Below are 15,643 nucleotides of genomic sequence, written 5' to 3'. Positions count from 1 at the left end.
ATCGGCACTGCTGCACCCACGCTCCGCCAAGCCTAAACCTCCGATCGCCTGGCATAGCCCCGCACCAGTGTAGTCGCGACCGCGAGCGCGAGAATCGGAACCAGAAGAACGTAAAAGCCAATCGTCCCCGGGAACGCCGCGAAAAGATGCCCGACGATGAATGATCCCGTCGTCCCGCCAAGCGCCGAGAAGACAACGATCAACCCCACCATCGCCGGTTGCTCCCGCGGGGCCATCGATGACAGGATCGCCGAATTGAGCGCGGGATAGATGGGCGCCATCATCAGGCCGATCATCGGTAAAAGAAACGCCGCAATCGGCGCATCCACCCAGCCTGTGACGACGCCGTGGCGCGCAGCGGCAAGCGGAAGCACCGCGACCATCAGCACCGCCATTCCCACCAGGCATCCGCACACCAGCGCAAACCAACCGGTACGCCGCACGATAACCCCGGCACCCAGCCGACCGAGCGCCAGACAAACCGCAAAAACCGACGCCGCCTGGACGCTCATTTGTGCCGACAGTCCCAGCAGCTCGCGATTGAAGGTCGGCAACCACGACCCGATGCCCTGCTCAACCAGCACATAGCAGAAGATCGCGGCGATAAAGCTCAGTGTCAGCGGGCGCCACGCGAGCGCAATCATTTCGGCAAATTTCTGGCGGGCCCCCTGTGGTGCCGCGCTCGCCGATACGGCCACCACGCTCTCATCGAACGGAGTCACCGCCAACAAAGCAAGAGCGATCCCGCTCGCTGCCGCAAGCCCGTAATAAACGTGTAGCCACTGCGGGTCCGCCGGATTGATGGGGTTTATGAACGCCGCAAAAATCCAGTAACCGCTCAACACGCCTAGCATGAACACGCCTTCAATGATGTTGAGCAACGACGCGTGGCGCGTACTGTCCTCGGTCAGCAGGCCGACGAAGCTATAGACCGAAACCTTGGCCACGCCGAACCCCACGCCCACCGCCAGAAACATCAGCCGCGTGGTCCAGAAGCCAGGTGCCAGCGGCATCGCCAGGCAAGCGATCATAACGATCCCCAGCGCGACGATCATCGCGCGGCGCAATCCGAAGCGCGGAAGCTGCGCCGCGAGCAGAAAGCTCGTCGCCGCGATCGACAGGTCCTTAAACCCCTCGAGCGAGCTCGCCGCGCCTTTGGTGATGTGGAACGATTCGATCGATTGCAGGATCACGGTGCCGACGCTGTTCAGCAGCACGGCGAAAATCGCATAGGTCAGTGCAAGCCCGACGATCAGTCGTGTTCGGTTCATGGTCCTCCCCTGCCGGATCGCATATCCGGCTTATTGTCTTGACCACCTCCTATTATGAAATGCATATCATTGGCAAATAGGGCGTAGCTGCGCCCCGTCAGGAGAGAGTTTGCGTGGGGCGGTCATTACCGGAAGCGTCGTTTGCGGCCATGCGTTTTGCGCGCGATGGCTGGTGTCTGGCTGCGGAAGGGCAGGCAATGCGGCTGCACCATGTTCCCGCGCTGTTTTCAATCGGCAACGGCTTTATCGGGATGCGCGGCCCGGGAGACGGCGCGGATGCGCCCAAGGTCTATCTGAACGGCGTTTATGAGCGGATGCCGATTGCCTATCATGAGGCGGCGCACGGCTATGCGCGGGACACCGACCTGCGGCTCGCGGTGGCGGATGCGACGCGGCCAGCGATCCTGGTCGAGGGCCAGCCCGCCGAGGCGGTGAGCAGTGTCACGCTTGATCTCACGCGCTGCGTCCGCGCCGAAACGGTGCTGACCGGGGACATCGAAGTAACCATCGAACAATTCGTGGCGATGGCGCAAACCGCGCTCGTTCTCACCCGCGTCCGGTTCCCCGCAGGAAAAGACGTGGTGGTGATGCCGTTGGTAACGCCGCCGCCGGGCAGCGAGGCTCCCGCAATGGCTGAACCACAAAGCGACGCGATTTACGACCCGCGTATCACGCCCACGCTCACCGACAGCCCGTGGCGCAAGCTCGACCTCCACGCTGACCCCGACATCGCCGCGCGCACCGACCGCCTGCAACGGAGCGGTTTCGTGGTGGCAAGCGCGATGCGGGAAATCGGACGCCATACCATCGGCGATCTGGTCGAAGTCGATTTCGTATCGGGCTATCAGGCCGCACGCGACGAACCCGTGCTGGAACCGCTGCTTGCCACGCTCACTGCGGCGCAGGCGCGGGGCTATGACGCGTTGCTGGCGGAACAAACCGCGTGGTTCGCGGACTTCTGGTCGAGCAGCACTGTCAGCGTTCCGGGCCAGCCCGAAACCGAACTGGCGATCCGCTATGCCCTGGCCGAGTTGACGATGGCGGTGGGACGCGACGGCAAGACCTCGATCGGAGCCAAAGGGCAGACCGGCGAAGGCTATGAAGGCCATGTCTTCTGGGATGCCGATCTCTACGTGCTGCCGGTGTTTGCCTTCACGCAACCGGCGATTGCCCGGGCGATGCTCGCCTGGCGGATTTCGGGTCTGGATGCTGCCCGCGACAATGCCCGCGCGATGGGCCAGACCGAGGGAGCGCTATACCCGTGGCGGACGATCGGCGGGCACGAATGCTCCTCCTATTTCCCCGCCGGACCTGCGCAATATCACATCAATGCCGACATCGCCTACGCGCTGGAAACCTATCTTGCGGCGACCGGCGACCGCACCATTCTCGACCGGGGCGGGGCGGCGATGCTCGTGGAGACCGCGCGCATCTGGCTGGCGATCGGATACCATGACGGGGCGCGCAACGATGCCTTTGTCATCAACCGCGTGACCGGCCCCGACGAATATTCGGCGATCGTCGACAACAACCTCTATACCAATTTGATGGCCGCACGGCATTTGCGCTTCGCTGCGCGCGAAGGGCTGGCATTGTCGCTGCTCGATGCGGCGGAAGCCGCCCGGATGGTTCGCGCGGCCGATGCGATGTTCCTGCCGTTTGACGATGCACGGCACGTCTATGCGCAGGACGATGGGTATTTTGCGCTCGATCCGTGGCCGTTCGCCGACACGCCGCCGGAGAAATATCCGCTGCTGCTGCACTTCCATCCGCTCGCCATTTATCGTCGGCGGGTTTCGAAGCAGGCCGACGCGGTGCTGGCAGTGGCGCTGCTGCCCGAGGTTTTCAACGGCGCCATGCGGCAGCGGATGGTGGAGACCTATGAGGCAACCACCACCCATGATTCGACCCTGTCCGCCAGCGCCTTTGCCACCGCGGCAGCGCGGGCTGGTGATGGCACGCGCGCCGCACACTATTGGCGCATTGCTGCGCTGACCGATCTGTCCGATCTGTTCGGTAATACCGATCATGGCTTGCATATGGCCGCCTTGGCGGGAAGTTGGGCAACGCTGGCGATGGGTTTTGCCGGGATGCGCGTCGAGGGCGATACTCTTTGCTTTGATCCGGTCGAGATCCCCGGTCTGCCCGAATATTGCTTTTCGATCACCTATCGCGGCGCGCCAATCGAAGTAACGGTCTCCGGCGCGACGGCGCACGTGGCGGTGCGGGGCGATCAGGCCGTGTCGATCCGCATCGCGGGGGTCGATGCCTCCTCGCCTCGCGCAAACGAGCCCGCGCGGGTATCGGCATAATGACCTTCCGCGCAGCACTCTTCGATCTTGATGGCGTGCTGGTCGACAGCGCGCGTCTGCATTTCGTCGCCTGGAAACGGATCGCCGATGAGCTCGGCATCCCTTTCGACGCAGACGATAATGAAGCGTTGAAGGGCGTCGATCGCATGGGGTCGCTCGAGCACATCCTGCGGCTTGGGGACCGCACGCTCGACGTAGCCGCGAAAGAGCAACTCGCCGCCCGCAAAAATAGCTTCTACCTCGATGCCCTGACCACGATGAGCGACGCCGACGTGCTGCCCGGCGCCGTGGCATTGCTGGCGCAGGCGCGCGAACGCGGGTTGCTGCTAGGGGTCGCCTCCGCCAGCCGGAATGCCACGGTGGTGCTGGAGCGGGCCGGGCTCTCGGGTGCCGTCGATTTCGTCGCCGATGCGGCAAAAGTCGCACACTCGAAACCGGCACCGGACATCTTTCTTGCCTGCGCGACGGCCTTGGGCGTGGGACCGGACGAGTGTGTCGGTTTTGAGGACGCGGCGGCTGGCGTGGACGCAATCAAGGCCGCCCGCATGGTGGCGATCGGGATTGGCGAGCGCGAGATTTTAGCCAAAGCCGACCTGATCTTCGCCGCAACCGCCGATGTCGAGCTCGACCGCGTTTTACGGCTGTCGCCGAGCGCGCCTCAGGTCTGACGGACGATCAGCCGCGTCGGCAACAGGCTCGATTTGGGCTTGCCGCCTTCCAGGATCTGCATCAGCTTTTCGACCAGAATTGCGCCCGCCAAGTGGGTTTCCTGCTCGATCGTCGTCAATGCAGGTGTGAAATCGGCGGCGGGCGGAATGTTGTTATAGCCGCACAGGGCGTAATCGGTCGGTGCTTCCAGCCCGAATTCGCGGAACGCGGCCACGATCGCGATTGCGGCGGTATCCGAAAAGGCGAAAACCGCATCGGGCGGGGGATTCTTCTGCAGCCACGCCACCATGCTTTGATAGGTGGAGGCATAGGCCATCTGCTCGACATCGAGATGCGCCACGCTGACATCGCCATGCTTGGCGGCAACCTCGCACAGGCCATCGTAGCGCATGCGAATTTCGGAATGGGCGATATTACCGACATACAACCAGCGTTTGGCCTGGCGTTTGACGAACAGCTCTCCGGCAAGCTGCCCGCCAAGCCGGTTGTCGCTGCCGACCGAGCAATAGGGTTCCTTGGGATCGACCCCGCCCCACACGACAAACGCCGCACCGGCGCGCGCAAGATCGCGCAGCATCGGTTCGCGCACGCCCTGGCCCAGAAAAATGAAGCCATCGGCCACGCGCGAACTGATCAGGTCGAGATGGCTTTGCACGTCGGTGAGGCTGGGGGGCGACAATAACAGGTCCTGGTTGCGCACCGACAATGCCTCCGAAACGCCTGCCAGCAATTCAAAGATGAACGGGTCGGCAATCCGCCCCGCGCGATGCGACCCGAAGTCGAGCACCACCGCGACGGTATCGTTGCGCGCCTGCCGCAGCTTCTGCGCATTGCGGTTGATCGCATAGCCATGTTCGCGCGCCACGCGCAGGACACGCTCGCGCGTTTCCGCATTGACCAACGGGCTGTTGTTGAGAACGCGCGACACGGTTGGCTTTGACACGTTCGCAAGCAGGGCAATGTCCCCCATGTTCAAATCCATCGCGCGTCGACGCAAGACAGCACTCCTTAATTCCTGGGCAGGCAGGCCATCGTTGAAACGGATTCCCCATAACCGGCGAAAACTGCCCACCCCGCCTGATTATCCTGAAATACGCATGGACCGTCAGGCGATGCAACACGTGGTTCTCCCGATACGGGCGGGGTTGCATCCGGTTCGCCTCGCCAATCCCCGATCCACACGATCCGCGCGACAGATTTCCGCCTATCAAATTGATTTTTAGTAATATTTATCGAAAATCCGAGAATTGTAACAAATTATTGAAATGCAATTCATAGGCGTGTATCCCTCCTTTCATAGCCGGTTCCCGAGCAGGAATGCGGCGTGAGGGAGAGGAAGATGAAAGTTTCGCGCAATCGCTCTTTGGTCGCCGTGTCGGGAGTCGCGCTGGCAATCGCATTGGTCAGCCCCGCTACTGCACAGGTCACCCCTGCCCCGTCGGCGTCGGCGGAACCAGCGGTCAGCGCACCGGCAGACCCTGCTGACCAAACCGACATTGTCGTCACCGGGCGCCCCGCCGGCAGCGGAATCAACAAGCTGGAGGCGGGCTATTCGATCACGACGCTGTCGGCTGACGATCTGAAACTGCAAGCGCCAAAGAGCGCTGGCGATGCGCTGAAGTCCATACCTGGCGTCTGGGTGGAAAGCTCGGGCGGCGTTGGCACCTCCAACATCTTTGTTCGCGGCATCCCCAGCACGGGCGACGCGCCCTTCGTTACGCTGCAATTCAACGGCATTCCGGTTTACGGCGTTAGCAGCCTCTCCTTCCTGGATCAGACCGGGCTGGTGCGCATCGACGAAACCGTTGCCGGGATCGAGGGCGTGAATGGCGGCCCGCAATCGCTCTATTCGGATGGCCAGGCCGGCCTCACCACCAATTTGCGCCTGCGTGAAGGTGGGGAAGTGACGCATGGCAGCATCGGCGCGTCAATCACCGATTACAGCGCCTGGCGCACCGACGGTTATATTAGCGGCAAGGCTGCAGACGATCTTTATTACGCGGTCGGCGGGTATATCTCGCGCGGCGACAGCGTGCGGCGCGCCGGGTTCGATACCGAAAAGGGCCAGCAGATCACGGCGAACGTGACCAAGAAATTCGCGGGCGGCAAGTTCAACATCTTTGCGCGCTACACCGACGATCACGGCGAATGGTTCCTGCCTTTTGCAGCCGATGTGCCGGGGCTCGATCTGGGCCGTTATAATCAGCTCAATCAATACACGCGTTATGCGACGATCATCTCGCCCGGTGCGGCGGGCAGCGGCCGGACGGAGCGCATCGATCTCGCGCAAGGGCGTGGCTGGAAGGGTGTCGTGACCGGTGCCAGCCTCGATTATGATTTCGGGGGTGGCATTTCGGTCACCGACCGGTTCGGCTTTACCAGCGGTACGCTGCGCACGGCTGGCCTGGTTCCGGCGGGGGCAGGCGCGGTCACGGTTGCGACCGCGCTGGCGACAGCGGGCACGCCCGGCCAAACCAGCGTGCGCACGATCAACACCGGGCAAACGCTTGCCGCGACCGATTATGTCCAGCAATTCGGCTCCTGGCTGGTCGAAAAGAAGCTGCAGAACGTTTCCAACGAAGCGGTGCTGAACTTCAAGCGCGGCGCCAACACGCTCAATCTCGGCTATTATTTCTCGCACTTCACCTCGGATGACGCATGGAGTCTGGGCGGCAATCGTTGGGCGCAGGTCGGCGGCTCGGGCGATCTCGTCAATCTCAACAACGGTCCGCTGTCCGCGTTCGACATTTCGGATCGCGGTAACGCCGATGTGAATGCCGTCTATCTGTCGGATTCGTTCAACATCACCGAAGCGCTACGCATCGACGCCGGTGTGCGCCACCAGTGGACGGATATCGATTTCACCATCGCCGGAAACGGCCTCCCCAACGCGGCAAAAATCCACCGCGAAGCCACTCCGTGGACCGTCGGCGTCAACTATCGCGCGCTGCGTAATCTGGACGTCTATGCACGGGTGTCGCAGGGCTATCACTCGCCTTCGTTCGACGATGTACGGTCGCAGCTCGGCAATACCGGGCCACGGCTCGACCTGAACTGGAGCGTGCGCTCCTATGAAGGCGGTGTGAAATATCGTGGCGGCGGGTTCGAGGCAGCCGTGACCGGTTTCTACGACGAAGTCGTGGGCGCGGTGTACAATGACGTGGGCGTCCCTCCGCAAATCGCGGGATCGAAGACCAAGGGTATCGAGCTTGACGCATCCTACCATCATGCGAGCGGTTTCGGGTTCACGGGCAACGCGGTTCTGGAAGATGCGAAAACCGACACGCCTGGCATCCCGGCGTTCGACGGGAAGAATGCCCAACGCATCCCATCCTATCAGGTCCGCGTTACGCCGACCTATACCGCGCGCCTCTCGGACAATAGCGACGTAACGCTCTATGGCACCTATGAAGCGATCGGAAAGCGTTACAGCGATCTCGCCAACACCCAGTTGTTGCCCGCTTATGCAACGGTGAGTGCGGGGCTGCGCGCCAAAATCAAGGGGTACACCCTCCAGGTGGCTGGCGACAATCTTACCAACTCCCGTGGTTTGACCGAGGGCAACCCGCGCTTCCTGGCCGGACCGGGCGCTGCACTGCCCGATGTACGCCCGATCTTCGGACGATCGTACCGCGTTTCGGTAAGCTACGCATTCTGACGAAAATGGCGGGAACGGCGCGCCTTGCAAAAGGCCGCCGTTCCTTTTTCGATCAGCGCGACTGGTCCGGTGGAGATTTCTGAGGCGGACAATCGAACACCGGTCGCGGGTGTTTCGCCCGGATTTTGCACGATCACTGGGTCGTGTGCGAGGGTGCCAACGTCACTGACGTGCCCGACAGACGGGCATTCCCGGTATCCGGATCGACACCCGGGGGTGCCAGCGCGACCCGTATCGCCGTGAAGGGGCTCCGTGCCTTCCGCATGGCGGTGAAGAGGTCGGCCCATTCGCGCCAGACCACCTTGACCGGATTACCCTCCGCCGCGCGCCCCTTTAGACCGAACTCCACCGGCTCGTCAGCGCGTTCGGGCCGAAAGGTGCCGAACAAACGATCGAAAACGATCAATACGCCACCATAATTGCAATCGAGATACGCCTCATTGCGACCATGATGGGCACGGTGATGCGAAGGCGTGTTCAACAGCCATTCGAGCGGCCCGAACGACAACCGCGCCTCGGTATGGAGGAAAAACTGGTAGCGCAGGTTCGCCGTCAGCAACACGACGATCAGCCGTGGATCAAATCCAGCCAGGATCAGCGGCACGTAAAACAGCCAGCCGCACGACAACACATTGGTCCAGCCAAGCCGCAGCGAAGAGAGCAGCGTCATTTCTTCCGCTGAATGATGGACGGCATGGGTCGCCCACATCCAGCGGACACGATGGCTCGCACGGTGGAACCAGTAATAAGCGAACTCCACCAAAAGAAAGCCGACCGCCCATGTCCGCCAGTCACCGAGCGGAAAGTGGAGCGGCGCAATCTTCCACGCCACCGAATAAGCGACCCCGAGGACGGCGGCGTTGAGCGCTGCGGCGGGGATATTGCCTGCCACCAGGCCCATCGTCGTCATCGCGGTGCCCCGGTCGTAACCGCGCCCCGCACGAACGCGCCAGACGATTTCGGTCAGCACCATCGCCAATCCGACGATGAGGATGATCGGTGACCCGGTGATGAGCGTTTCCATGTCATTGGTTCCGCATCTGCGCGAGGCCAGCCCGTAGCGTCGCCATTTCGGTGCGCTCGATCACCCCGTCATGGTTCGCATCGGCGCGATCGAACACCGGCATGGGCGCGGTGGCGAGTTCTACGCGGGTCACCATGCCATCGCCGCTCGCGTCTGCATTGGCGATAAAGCTTTGAAACGTCTTCTGGATGCCCGGTTTGAAGCGAGCAATTGCGGGGATATCGGCTGTACTGACGACACCGTCGCCATTGCGATCAAGCCGCGCAAAATTGGCCATGCGAGCGGCAGCAAATTCCGCACGCGTGATTTGCCCGTCATGATTACCGTCGATCTGCGTGACATCCTGCGCGACGGCGGCAGTTGCGAGCAAAAGCACTCCGGCGAGCGCGATCAGGGACTTCATCATTACATCTGTTCCTGCGAAAAAAGCGGGTCCGACGGTAACATCTCAAGGGCCGAAAGCGCCGTCGGACCCTAATTCGGGTACTGTATTAGGGGTTCTTGGTTACAGTACCCGAAACCGTGCGCGACTGGCCGTTGGGGCCGGTTGCCGTCGTCGAGATGGTGCCGCTGCCATTGCCATCGCCGGTCGCGGTGGTCGTGCGGCCGAAGGTCGTGCCGTTGTTCGTCGTGGTGGTCTTGCCGCCATTGTACGTCCCGTTGGACCAGGTTCCGCCACGCGTGGTCGTCGCACCGGCACCCGAATTGGTCTGAACGCCGCGCGTTACCGTGCTGCTGCCCGCTTGACGATCGACGCTGCGCGAGGCGGTGCCACCGTGATTGGCACCTTGAACCGAGATCGATCCGCCACGGCGCTGTGCGTCGGCAGGGGCGACGACGCTTGCCGTCATGGCAATACCGGCGAGAATTGCGATCATCGACTTTTTCATAAAATCTGCTCCATTTTCGGTTTTACCGGACGGGGGCTGTCCGATGACCTGCTTTTGCCGCGGCTCCGTAAGCGCGGTGCGTCGCGCAGATGATATTATGTAAAGAAACGTAATCGCGCGCCCGCGCCCACTTTGCCAAAGCGGCAACGCGCTGCATGGATATGCTATGGATACGCAGACCGTAATCGCAGTGGTTGAGGATGATGCCGAGATCGGGCCGTTGGTTGCGGGTCTGTTGCGCCGCGAGGGATTCGACGCCGAGCTTTGCGTGTCCGGTGTGGCGTTCGATCGGCTGCGCGCGCGTCGGCGCGTCGACCTGGTGGTGCTCGACCTTATGCTGCCGGGAGAGGATGGCCTTTCCATTTGCCGACGGCTCCGGACGGAAGGCGAGGTGCCGGTGTTGATCGTCACGGCGCGCGGCGACGATATCGATCGGATCGTCGGGCTGGAAATCGGCGCGGACGATTATCTACCCAAGCCCTTCAACCCTCGCGAACTGATCGCCCGTATCCGCGCGATTCTGCGCCGCACCCGCGACCGGCATCGGGTAGCGGCCCTGCCGGTGGGCGAGCGCTGGAACGTCGGCGGTTTCATGGTCGATACGACGACGCGCGCGCTCACCGATCCCGAAGGTATCGATATCCCGTTGACCGGCGGCGAATTCGATTTGCTGGTCGCCTTTGTGCGGCATCCGCGCCGCGTCCTGTCGCGCGATCAATTGCTGGACTGGACGCGCGGGCGCGACGCGCAGCCCTTCGACCGCAGCATCGACGTGCAGGTTGGCAAGCTGCGGCGCAAGCTGGCGGTCCATCCCGGCGGCGATATCCTCATCAAGACGGTCCGTGGCGGCGGCTATTGCCTCGCCGCGCCGGTCGAGCAGCGATAATCGGCGCCATGCAACGCGGGACGCTGCCCTTTCGGATCGCGGTGGTGCTGGTTATCGGCTTTGTCGCCCTGCAATTGGGCGTGTTTGTGCTGACCAGCCTTTCGGTCGGCGGGCGATCCAACCGCACCATCGGGCTGCCGACCACCCAGCAAACGCAAACGATGCTCGACATGATCGAGGCCGCCCCCGCCGCGCGGCGGCCCGCCATTGCCGGGGCGTTTGACGGTGCCCTTTATCACGTCCTGGTCGAAAATGGCGCTTTGCCGCCCTCCATCGAAAGCCTTCAGGGGATGGACATCGGGCAAGCCTACAGCGCGGCATTGCCCGGGCACAATCTGTCGGTCACCGGGCGCGTCGCGCGGATGCCGTCGTTCGCGGCACTCAATCCCTGGGCGGGATGGATCAGCGATCCGCTGGCAATCCACATCGCTCTGGCTGGCAAGCGACCGTCGATGCTGACCATCGTCAGCCAGCCGTCTGAGCCGATCCTCGCCCTGCTGCGGCAACGCGCAGGATTGCTTGGCTTTGGTGGACTGGTGGCGCTCATCGCGCTGGCGTTGGCGGTTCGCGCAACGACCCGCCCGATTGTCCGCCTTGCCCGCGACATTCGCACCTTCGCCGGCCGGCCCGAAACGCCCGATCTGATCGTCTCCGGCTCCCCCGAACTCCGCGATCTCGCCCATGCCTATAACGACATGAAAGCCCGCATCGCCGAGCTGATGGGCGAGCGGACCCGCATACTCGCCGCAATCGCGCACGATATGCGGACCTATCTCACGCGCCTGAGGCTGCGCGCGGACTTCATCGATGATGAAGAGCAGCAGCAGCGCGCGATCCACGATCTCGACGAAATGTCGGCACTGCTCAACGACACGCTGCTGTTGGCGCGCCCCGAGCAACCGTGCTGTACCGACCCGCGCATTCTGGACCTCTCGGCGGAAATCGCGCGGATGGCCGCTATCCATCACGAGCTGGGGGACGCGGTTACGGTTGGGGGTTGTGCGGAAAATGCCTGGGCGGAAGTATCGCCGCTGGCGCTGCGTCGCATCCTCGCCAATCTGATCGACAATGGGTTGCGGCACGGCAGCAACGTCACCCTCGCGGTTGACCGTGAGCCGGCGCGGTGGCGGATCGCAGTGTCCGATGACGGCCCCGGTGTTCCAGCGGCCGAGATCGGGCGTCTGGGCCGAGCCTTCGGGCGGATCGACCCCTCGCGCGACCGGGCGACCGGCGGTGCTGGACTGGGATTGGCCATCGTCCGTGCGCTGGTGCAGGCGCAGGATGGCGAGATTGCCTTTGCCAACGCCGCGCATGGCGGCCTTGCCATCAGCATCTGGTTCAAAATTGCGCGCGATCCGGACGATCGCTAACGCGCCGCCGCCCCTCGCGATATATGTATCGCACTGTGCCGAGCGTCGCGTGGTGTCATGGTGGAGCTGAGGGGAATCGAACCCCTGACCTCTGCAGTGCGATTGCAGCGCTCTCCCATCTGAGCTACAGCCCCGCACCACGCTCCCGCGCTCTTTTGAGGCGGGAAGGCCGCCTTAGCGGGGCTTTATCGGCGATGCAACACGCCACAATCGCCCCTTGCCCCTTTTTCATTGCCAAGCCGCGCGCAGCAGCATACCCCGCCTTCGAAAACATGATGGAGGAATGCCGATGTCTCGTGCCTGGAGCCTGAAATCCCGTCCCAATGGTATGCCCGTGGCGAGCGATTTCGCGTTGATCGATCTGCCCGCGGCTGCGTTGAACGAGGGCGAAGTGCGCGTCGCCAATCGCTGGCTGTCGGTCGATCCTTATATGCGCGGGCGCATGAACGACGTGAAATCCTACGTTCCGCCCTTCGCGCTCGGCGAACCGATGCAGGGCGGCGCGATCGGCGAAGTGATCGAGAGCCGCGCCGAAGGGGTTGCGGTCGGTGACCTGGTACAACATTTTCTGGGGTGGCGCGACGAGGCGGTATTGCCAGCAGCCCAGGTTCAGAAACTGCCCAACCTCGGCGTACCGCCACAACAATTTCTCGGTTTGCTCGGTATGCCGGGGATGACCGGCTATTTCGGCCTGCTCGATGTCGCCGACGCCAAACCCGGCGACGTGGTGTTCGTTTCGGCAGCGGCGGGCGCGGTTGGATCGACCGTGGTGCAAGTCGCCAAGGCAAGCGGGATGACGGTGATCGGCTCGGCGGGCGGCGCCGACAAATGCGCGCTGGTCAAGGGGCTCGGTGCCGATGCGGTGATCGATTACAAGAGCGAGGGCCCACTCCTGAAGAAGCTGCTCGCCGCGCTGCAGGGGCTCGGCAAGGACGGGATCGACGTCTATTTCGACAATGTCGGCGGTGAGCATCTCGACGCCGCGCTGGCGACCGGCAATCTGCATGCGCGCTTTGCGATTTGCGGGATGATCGACATCTACAATTCGTCCAAGCCGACCGAACTGCGCTATCTCGCGCGACTGATCGGGATGCGCATCCGCATGACCGGGCTGCTGGTCAGCGACCATATGGGCAAAGCCGCCGAATTTTACCGCGTGATGGGCGGCTGGCTGGCCGAGGGCAAATTGAAGAACGAAGAGACGGTGTTCGAGGGCCTCGACGCGATGCCCGACGCCTTTTTCGGCCTGTTCACTGGCGGCAACACCGGCAAGATGCTGGTGAAGCTCTAATCTCCTGCCCTCTCCCGCGCTTGCGGGAGAGGGCTTTTGCTCCCCTCAAAGCGCGCCCGAAAAGGTATCGCACTGATTGGGGTCACCCGTTTCCATGCCCTTGCGCAGCCACGCCATGCGCTGCGCCGAAGTGCCGTGGGTAAAGCTGTCGGGAACGACGCGGCCCTGCGCCTCTTGCTGTAACGTATCGTCACCGATCGCATGGGCAGCGGTCATGCCTTCCTCCAGATCACCCGGATCGAGCCGATCCTTGTTCTGCGCGGCCCACACACCGGCATAACAATCGGCCTGGAGTTCCAATTTGACCGAAGCCCGGTTTCCTTCGGCTGCGCTGCCGCGCCGCTGGATGGAAGCGACCTGGTCCGAAGTGCCGAGCAAATTCTGGATGTGATGGCCAAATTCGTGCGCAATCACATAATCCTGCGCGAAGTCACCCTTCGCGCCAAAGCGGTTGGCGAGTTCGTCGAAGAACGTCGTGTCGAGATAAATCCCCTGGTCGCGCGGACAATAAAACGGGCCCATCGCACTTTGCGCCGCACCGCAGCCCGACTGGCCGTTGCGCGCATAAAAGACGAGCTTGGGCGCCTCGAACCGTGGCCCGAGCAGCGCCGCCCAAGTCTTGTCGGCCGAACTAAAGGCGTTGCAGGCAGCGAGGCTCTGCGCATTTAACCGACAACTCGACACGGTATCTGTCCCGCCGCGCTGCTGGCCAACCTGTGCGGTCGGGGCCGACAATTGTCCTCCGCCACCCAGCATCCCCAGCCCACCGCCAAAGAAGAAGAGCACCGCCAGCATTATCGCCACGCCGCCACACCCGAATCGACTGAACACGAGCGGCAACAGGCCGAAGATCAGCCCACCCCCGCCACCGCCAAAGCCGCCGAAACCACCGCCCTGCCCGCGCTGATCCTCGACATCAATATTGGGATCGAAATCATCGAGGCGCATCGCAAGGGGTCCCGTGGTCGTTGCCGCTGCGGCATGAATGCGCGGGGACAGCGCCGGTTGCAACGGCTATGGTGCCTCGCAATGACGCCCATTTCATCAAACTGTCGTTGATCCCGCATCGCAACGCGCGCATGTCCGGCGCATGGCCGATTCCGAGACGATTACGCCGAAACGCCGTGCCAAGGCGCTTCCCCTGCCCGATTGCGTTGCGCTGGTGCTACAGGGCGGCGGCGCACTTGGCAGCTATCAAGCAGGGGTGATCGAGGGGCTGGCGGCAAGCGGTATCGAGATCGATTGGGTCGCGGGCATTTCGATTGGTGCGATCAACGCCGCGATCGTTGCGGGCAACCCGCCCGAGCTGCGCGTGCAACGGCTGAATACCTTTTGGGACCTGATGACATCGGCATTGCCGAGCTTCCCGATCTTCCCCAACGACCATCTTCGCGAATTCCTGCACGAATGGTCGGCCGGATTCGTGCTGGCGGCGGGTGTACCGGGGTTCTTCACCCCGCGCTTCCTGTCGCCGATGCTCGCGGCACCCAGCACGCCCGAGGCGATCAGCTTCTACGACAGCGCCCCGCTGAAAGAGACGCTAAACGACCTGATCGACTGGGATCTGCTCAATAATGGCCCGGTGCGGTTGTCGGTCGGCGCGGTTGATGTCGAAAGCGGCAATTTCAACTATTTCGATACGACTCAAACCAGGATCGACGCGCGTCACATCATGGCTTCGGGCGCGTTACCACCCGGCCTCCCCCCGATCGAGATTGACGGGCGGCTGTGGTGGGACGGCGGGCTGGTGTCCAACACCCCGTTGACGCATGTGCTCGACCATCAGCAGGGGCCCCTGCTCGCCTTTCAAATCGACCTGTTCGCATCAGCGACCGAGCGACCCCGCACGATCATGGACGTGATGGCGCGCGAAAAGGAAATCCGCTTCTCCAGCCGCACCCGGCAAGTGTCGGATCAGGTGATGCGTATCCGCAAGGATCGTGAACTGGCGCGGCGCGTGCTCGCCAAATTGCCGCCGGAACTGCGCGACGACCCCGACGTTGTCGCGCTCAAGGCGCAATCGAACGAGGACCCGGTCAATCTTGTCCACTTGATCTACCGCGCCAATGCCTGGGAGGGCGGCAGCCGCGATTTCGAATTTTCCGCCCGCACGATGCGCGAGCACTGGGAGGCGGGCCAGGCGGCGGTCGCCGAAACGATGGCCAATGCCGAGCTGGTCGCCGAAAATATCGAAACCGGCAGAAGTGCCGCGTTCGACTTGACCGTTAAGCACCCGCCTTTACCAACCCTTTGAACCGTAACGGAGACTCCG

The 15,643-nt window shown here is 62.9% G+C and carries 13 protein-coding genes and 1 tRNA gene; 7 read left to right on the top strand and 7 right to left on the bottom strand.

Annotation, left to right across the window (positions count from 1 at the left end; translation table 11 throughout):
* Nucleotides 1–32 precede the first annotated feature (32 nt).
* On the bottom strand, nt 33–1,271 hold the full coding sequence (locus WC704_RS09735; RefSeq protein ID WP_372889720.1) for a sugar MFS transporter: 1,239 nt from the start codon (nt 1,269–1,271) through the stop codon (nt 33–35).
* A 149-nt stretch (nt 1,272–1,420) separates the two neighbouring features.
* Here WC704_RS09735 and WC704_RS09730 point away from each other — a divergent pair, with 149 nt between their 5' ends.
* Both WC704_RS09730 and pgmB read left to right on the top strand, forming a co-directional pair.
* Nucleotides 1,421–3,583 carry a glycoside hydrolase family 65 protein gene (locus WC704_RS09730; protein WP_372889719.1) on the top strand — a complete coding sequence of 721 codons (2,163 nt, stop codon included), beginning with the start codon at nt 1,421–1,423 and terminating at the stop codon, nt 3,581–3,583.
* A complete protein-coding gene (pgmB, locus tag WC704_RS09725) occupies nt 3,583–4,251 on the top strand; it encodes a beta-phosphoglucomutase (protein WP_372889718.1) in 669 nt (222 codons plus the stop codon). Before WC704_RS09730 ends, pgmB begins: the two co-directional genes overlap by 1 nt.
* Here the strand turns inward: pgmB and WC704_RS09720 are convergent.
* Nucleotides 4,242–5,249, bottom strand: coding sequence for a LacI family DNA-binding transcriptional regulator (locus WC704_RS09720; RefSeq protein ID WP_372889717.1), 1,008 nt, complete (start codon nt 5,247–5,249; stop codon nt 4,242–4,244). The two genes, pgmB and WC704_RS09720, sit on opposite strands and share 10 nt — an antisense overlap.
* Nucleotides 5,250–5,591: 342 nt before the next feature.
* On the opposite strand from WC704_RS09720, the gene WC704_RS09715 reads away from it, so the two are divergent.
* A complete protein-coding gene (locus WC704_RS09715; protein ID WP_372889716.1) occupies nt 5,592–7,910 on the top strand; it encodes a TonB-dependent receptor in 2,319 nt (772 codons plus the stop codon).
* A gap of 133 nt (nt 7,911–8,043) precedes the next feature.
* On the opposite strand, the gene WC704_RS09710 is transcribed toward WC704_RS09715, so the two are convergent.
* The 3 genes from WC704_RS09710 to WC704_RS09700 form a co-directional block, all read right to left on the bottom strand.
* The gene (locus WC704_RS09710; protein WP_372889715.1) at nt 8,044–8,934 is read right to left on the bottom strand and encodes a sterol desaturase family protein; all 891 of its coding nucleotides are present in this window, start codon (nt 8,932–8,934) and stop codon (nt 8,044–8,046) included.
* Nucleotide 8,935: 1 nt separating this feature from the next.
* Complete coding sequence (locus tag WC704_RS09705; protein WP_372889714.1) at nt 8,936–9,340, bottom strand: EF-hand domain-containing protein; 405 nt, start codon at nt 9,338–9,340, stop codon at nt 8,936–8,938.
* Nucleotides 9,341–9,425: 85 nt separating this feature from the next.
* Nucleotides 9,426–9,812: a hypothetical protein gene (locus WC704_RS09700; RefSeq protein ID WP_372889713.1), complete on the bottom strand. Its 387-nt coding sequence runs from the start codon at nt 9,810–9,812 to the stop codon at nt 9,426–9,428.
* A gap of 178 nt (nt 9,813–9,990) precedes the next feature.
* Between WC704_RS09700 and WC704_RS09695 the strand changes: the two genes are divergently transcribed.
* The gene (locus WC704_RS09695; RefSeq protein ID WP_372889712.1) at nt 9,991–10,710 is read left to right on the top strand and encodes a response regulator; all 720 of its coding nucleotides are present in this window, start codon (nt 9,991–9,993) and stop codon (nt 10,708–10,710) included.
* Between the two features lie 8 nt (nt 10,711–10,718).
* On the top strand, nt 10,719–12,080 hold the full coding sequence (locus tag WC704_RS09690) for a sensor histidine kinase (protein WP_372889711.1): 1,362 nt from the start codon (nt 10,719–10,721) through the stop codon (nt 12,078–12,080).
* A 58-nt stretch (nt 12,081–12,138) separates the two neighbouring features.
* Here WC704_RS09690 and WC704_RS09685 read toward each other — a convergent pair.
* Nucleotides 12,139–12,214 (bottom strand) — tRNA-Ala (locus WC704_RS09685).
* Between the two features lie 155 nt (nt 12,215–12,369).
* On the opposite strand from WC704_RS09685, the gene WC704_RS09680 reads away from it, so the two are divergent.
* Nucleotides 12,370–13,371, top strand: a complete 1,002-nt coding sequence (locus WC704_RS09680; RefSeq protein WP_372889710.1) for an NADP-dependent oxidoreductase — start codon at nt 12,370–12,372, stop codon at nt 13,369–13,371.
* A 45-nt stretch (nt 13,372–13,416) separates the two neighbouring features.
* On the opposite strand, the gene WC704_RS09675 is transcribed toward WC704_RS09680, so the two are convergent.
* Nucleotides 13,417–14,319 carry a neutral zinc metallopeptidase gene (locus tag WC704_RS09675; RefSeq protein ID WP_372889709.1) on the bottom strand — a complete coding sequence of 301 codons (903 nt, stop codon included), beginning with the start codon at nt 14,317–14,319 and terminating at the stop codon, nt 13,417–13,419.
* Between the two features lie 142 nt (nt 14,320–14,461).
* Here WC704_RS09675 and WC704_RS09670 point away from each other — a divergent pair, with 142 nt between their 5' ends.
* Complete coding sequence (locus WC704_RS09670; protein WP_372889708.1) at nt 14,462–15,625, top strand: patatin-like phospholipase family protein; 1,164 nt, start codon at nt 14,462–14,464, stop codon at nt 15,623–15,625.
* The last annotated feature ends 18 nt before the right edge of the window (nt 15,626–15,643 follow it).

The organism is Sphingomonas sp. (assembly GCF_041661885.1).
Lineage (GTDB): Bacteria > Pseudomonadota > Alphaproteobacteria > Sphingomonadales > Sphingomonadaceae > Sphingomonas.
The sequence above is the reverse complement of the archived record's forward strand: the minus strand, read 5'-3'. Positions and strand labels throughout refer to the sequence as shown.

Bases quoted from the DNA above. Each gene is read 5' to 3' on its own strand.
- WC704_RS09730 (WP_372889719.1), top strand. From the start codon at position 1,421: ATGCGTTTTGCGCGCGATGGCTGGTGTCTGGCTGCGGAAGGGCAGGCA.
- pgmB (WP_372889718.1), top strand. From the start codon at position 3,583: ATGACCTTCCGCGCAGCACTCTTCGATCTTGATGGCGTGCTGGTCGAC.
- WC704_RS09680 (WP_372889710.1), top strand. From the start codon at position 12,370: ATGTCTCGTGCCTGGAGCCTGAAATCCCGTCCCAATGGTATGCCCGTG.
- WC704_RS09690 (WP_372889711.1), top strand. From the start codon at position 10,719: ATGCAACGCGGGACGCTGCCCTTTCGGATCGCGGTGGTGCTGGTTATC.
- WC704_RS09670 (WP_372889708.1), top strand. From the start codon at position 14,462: ATGGCCGATTCCGAGACGATTACGCCGAAACGCCGTGCCAAGGCGCTT.
- WC704_RS09675 (WP_372889709.1), bottom strand. From the start codon at position 14,319: ATGCGCCTCGATGATTTCGATCCCAATATTGATGTCGAGGATCAGCGC.
- WC704_RS09715 (WP_372889716.1), top strand. From the start codon at position 5,592: ATGAAAGTTTCGCGCAATCGCTCTTTGGTCGCCGTGTCGGGAGTCGCG.
- WC704_RS09710 (WP_372889715.1), bottom strand. From the start codon at position 8,934: ATGGAAACGCTCATCACCGGGTCACCGATCATCCTCATCGTCGGATTG.
- WC704_RS09705 (WP_372889714.1), bottom strand. From the start codon at position 9,340: ATGATGAAGTCCCTGATCGCGCTCGCCGGAGTGCTTTTGCTCGCAACT.
- WC704_RS09700 (WP_372889713.1), bottom strand. From the start codon at position 9,812: ATGATCGCAATTCTCGCCGGTATTGCCATGACGGCAAGCGTCGTCGCC.
- WC704_RS09735 (WP_372889720.1), bottom strand. From the start codon at position 1,271: ATGAACCGAACACGACTGATCGTCGGGCTTGCACTGACCTATGCGATT.
- WC704_RS09695 (WP_372889712.1), top strand. From the start codon at position 9,991: ATGGATACGCAGACCGTAATCGCAGTGGTTGAGGATGATGCCGAGATC.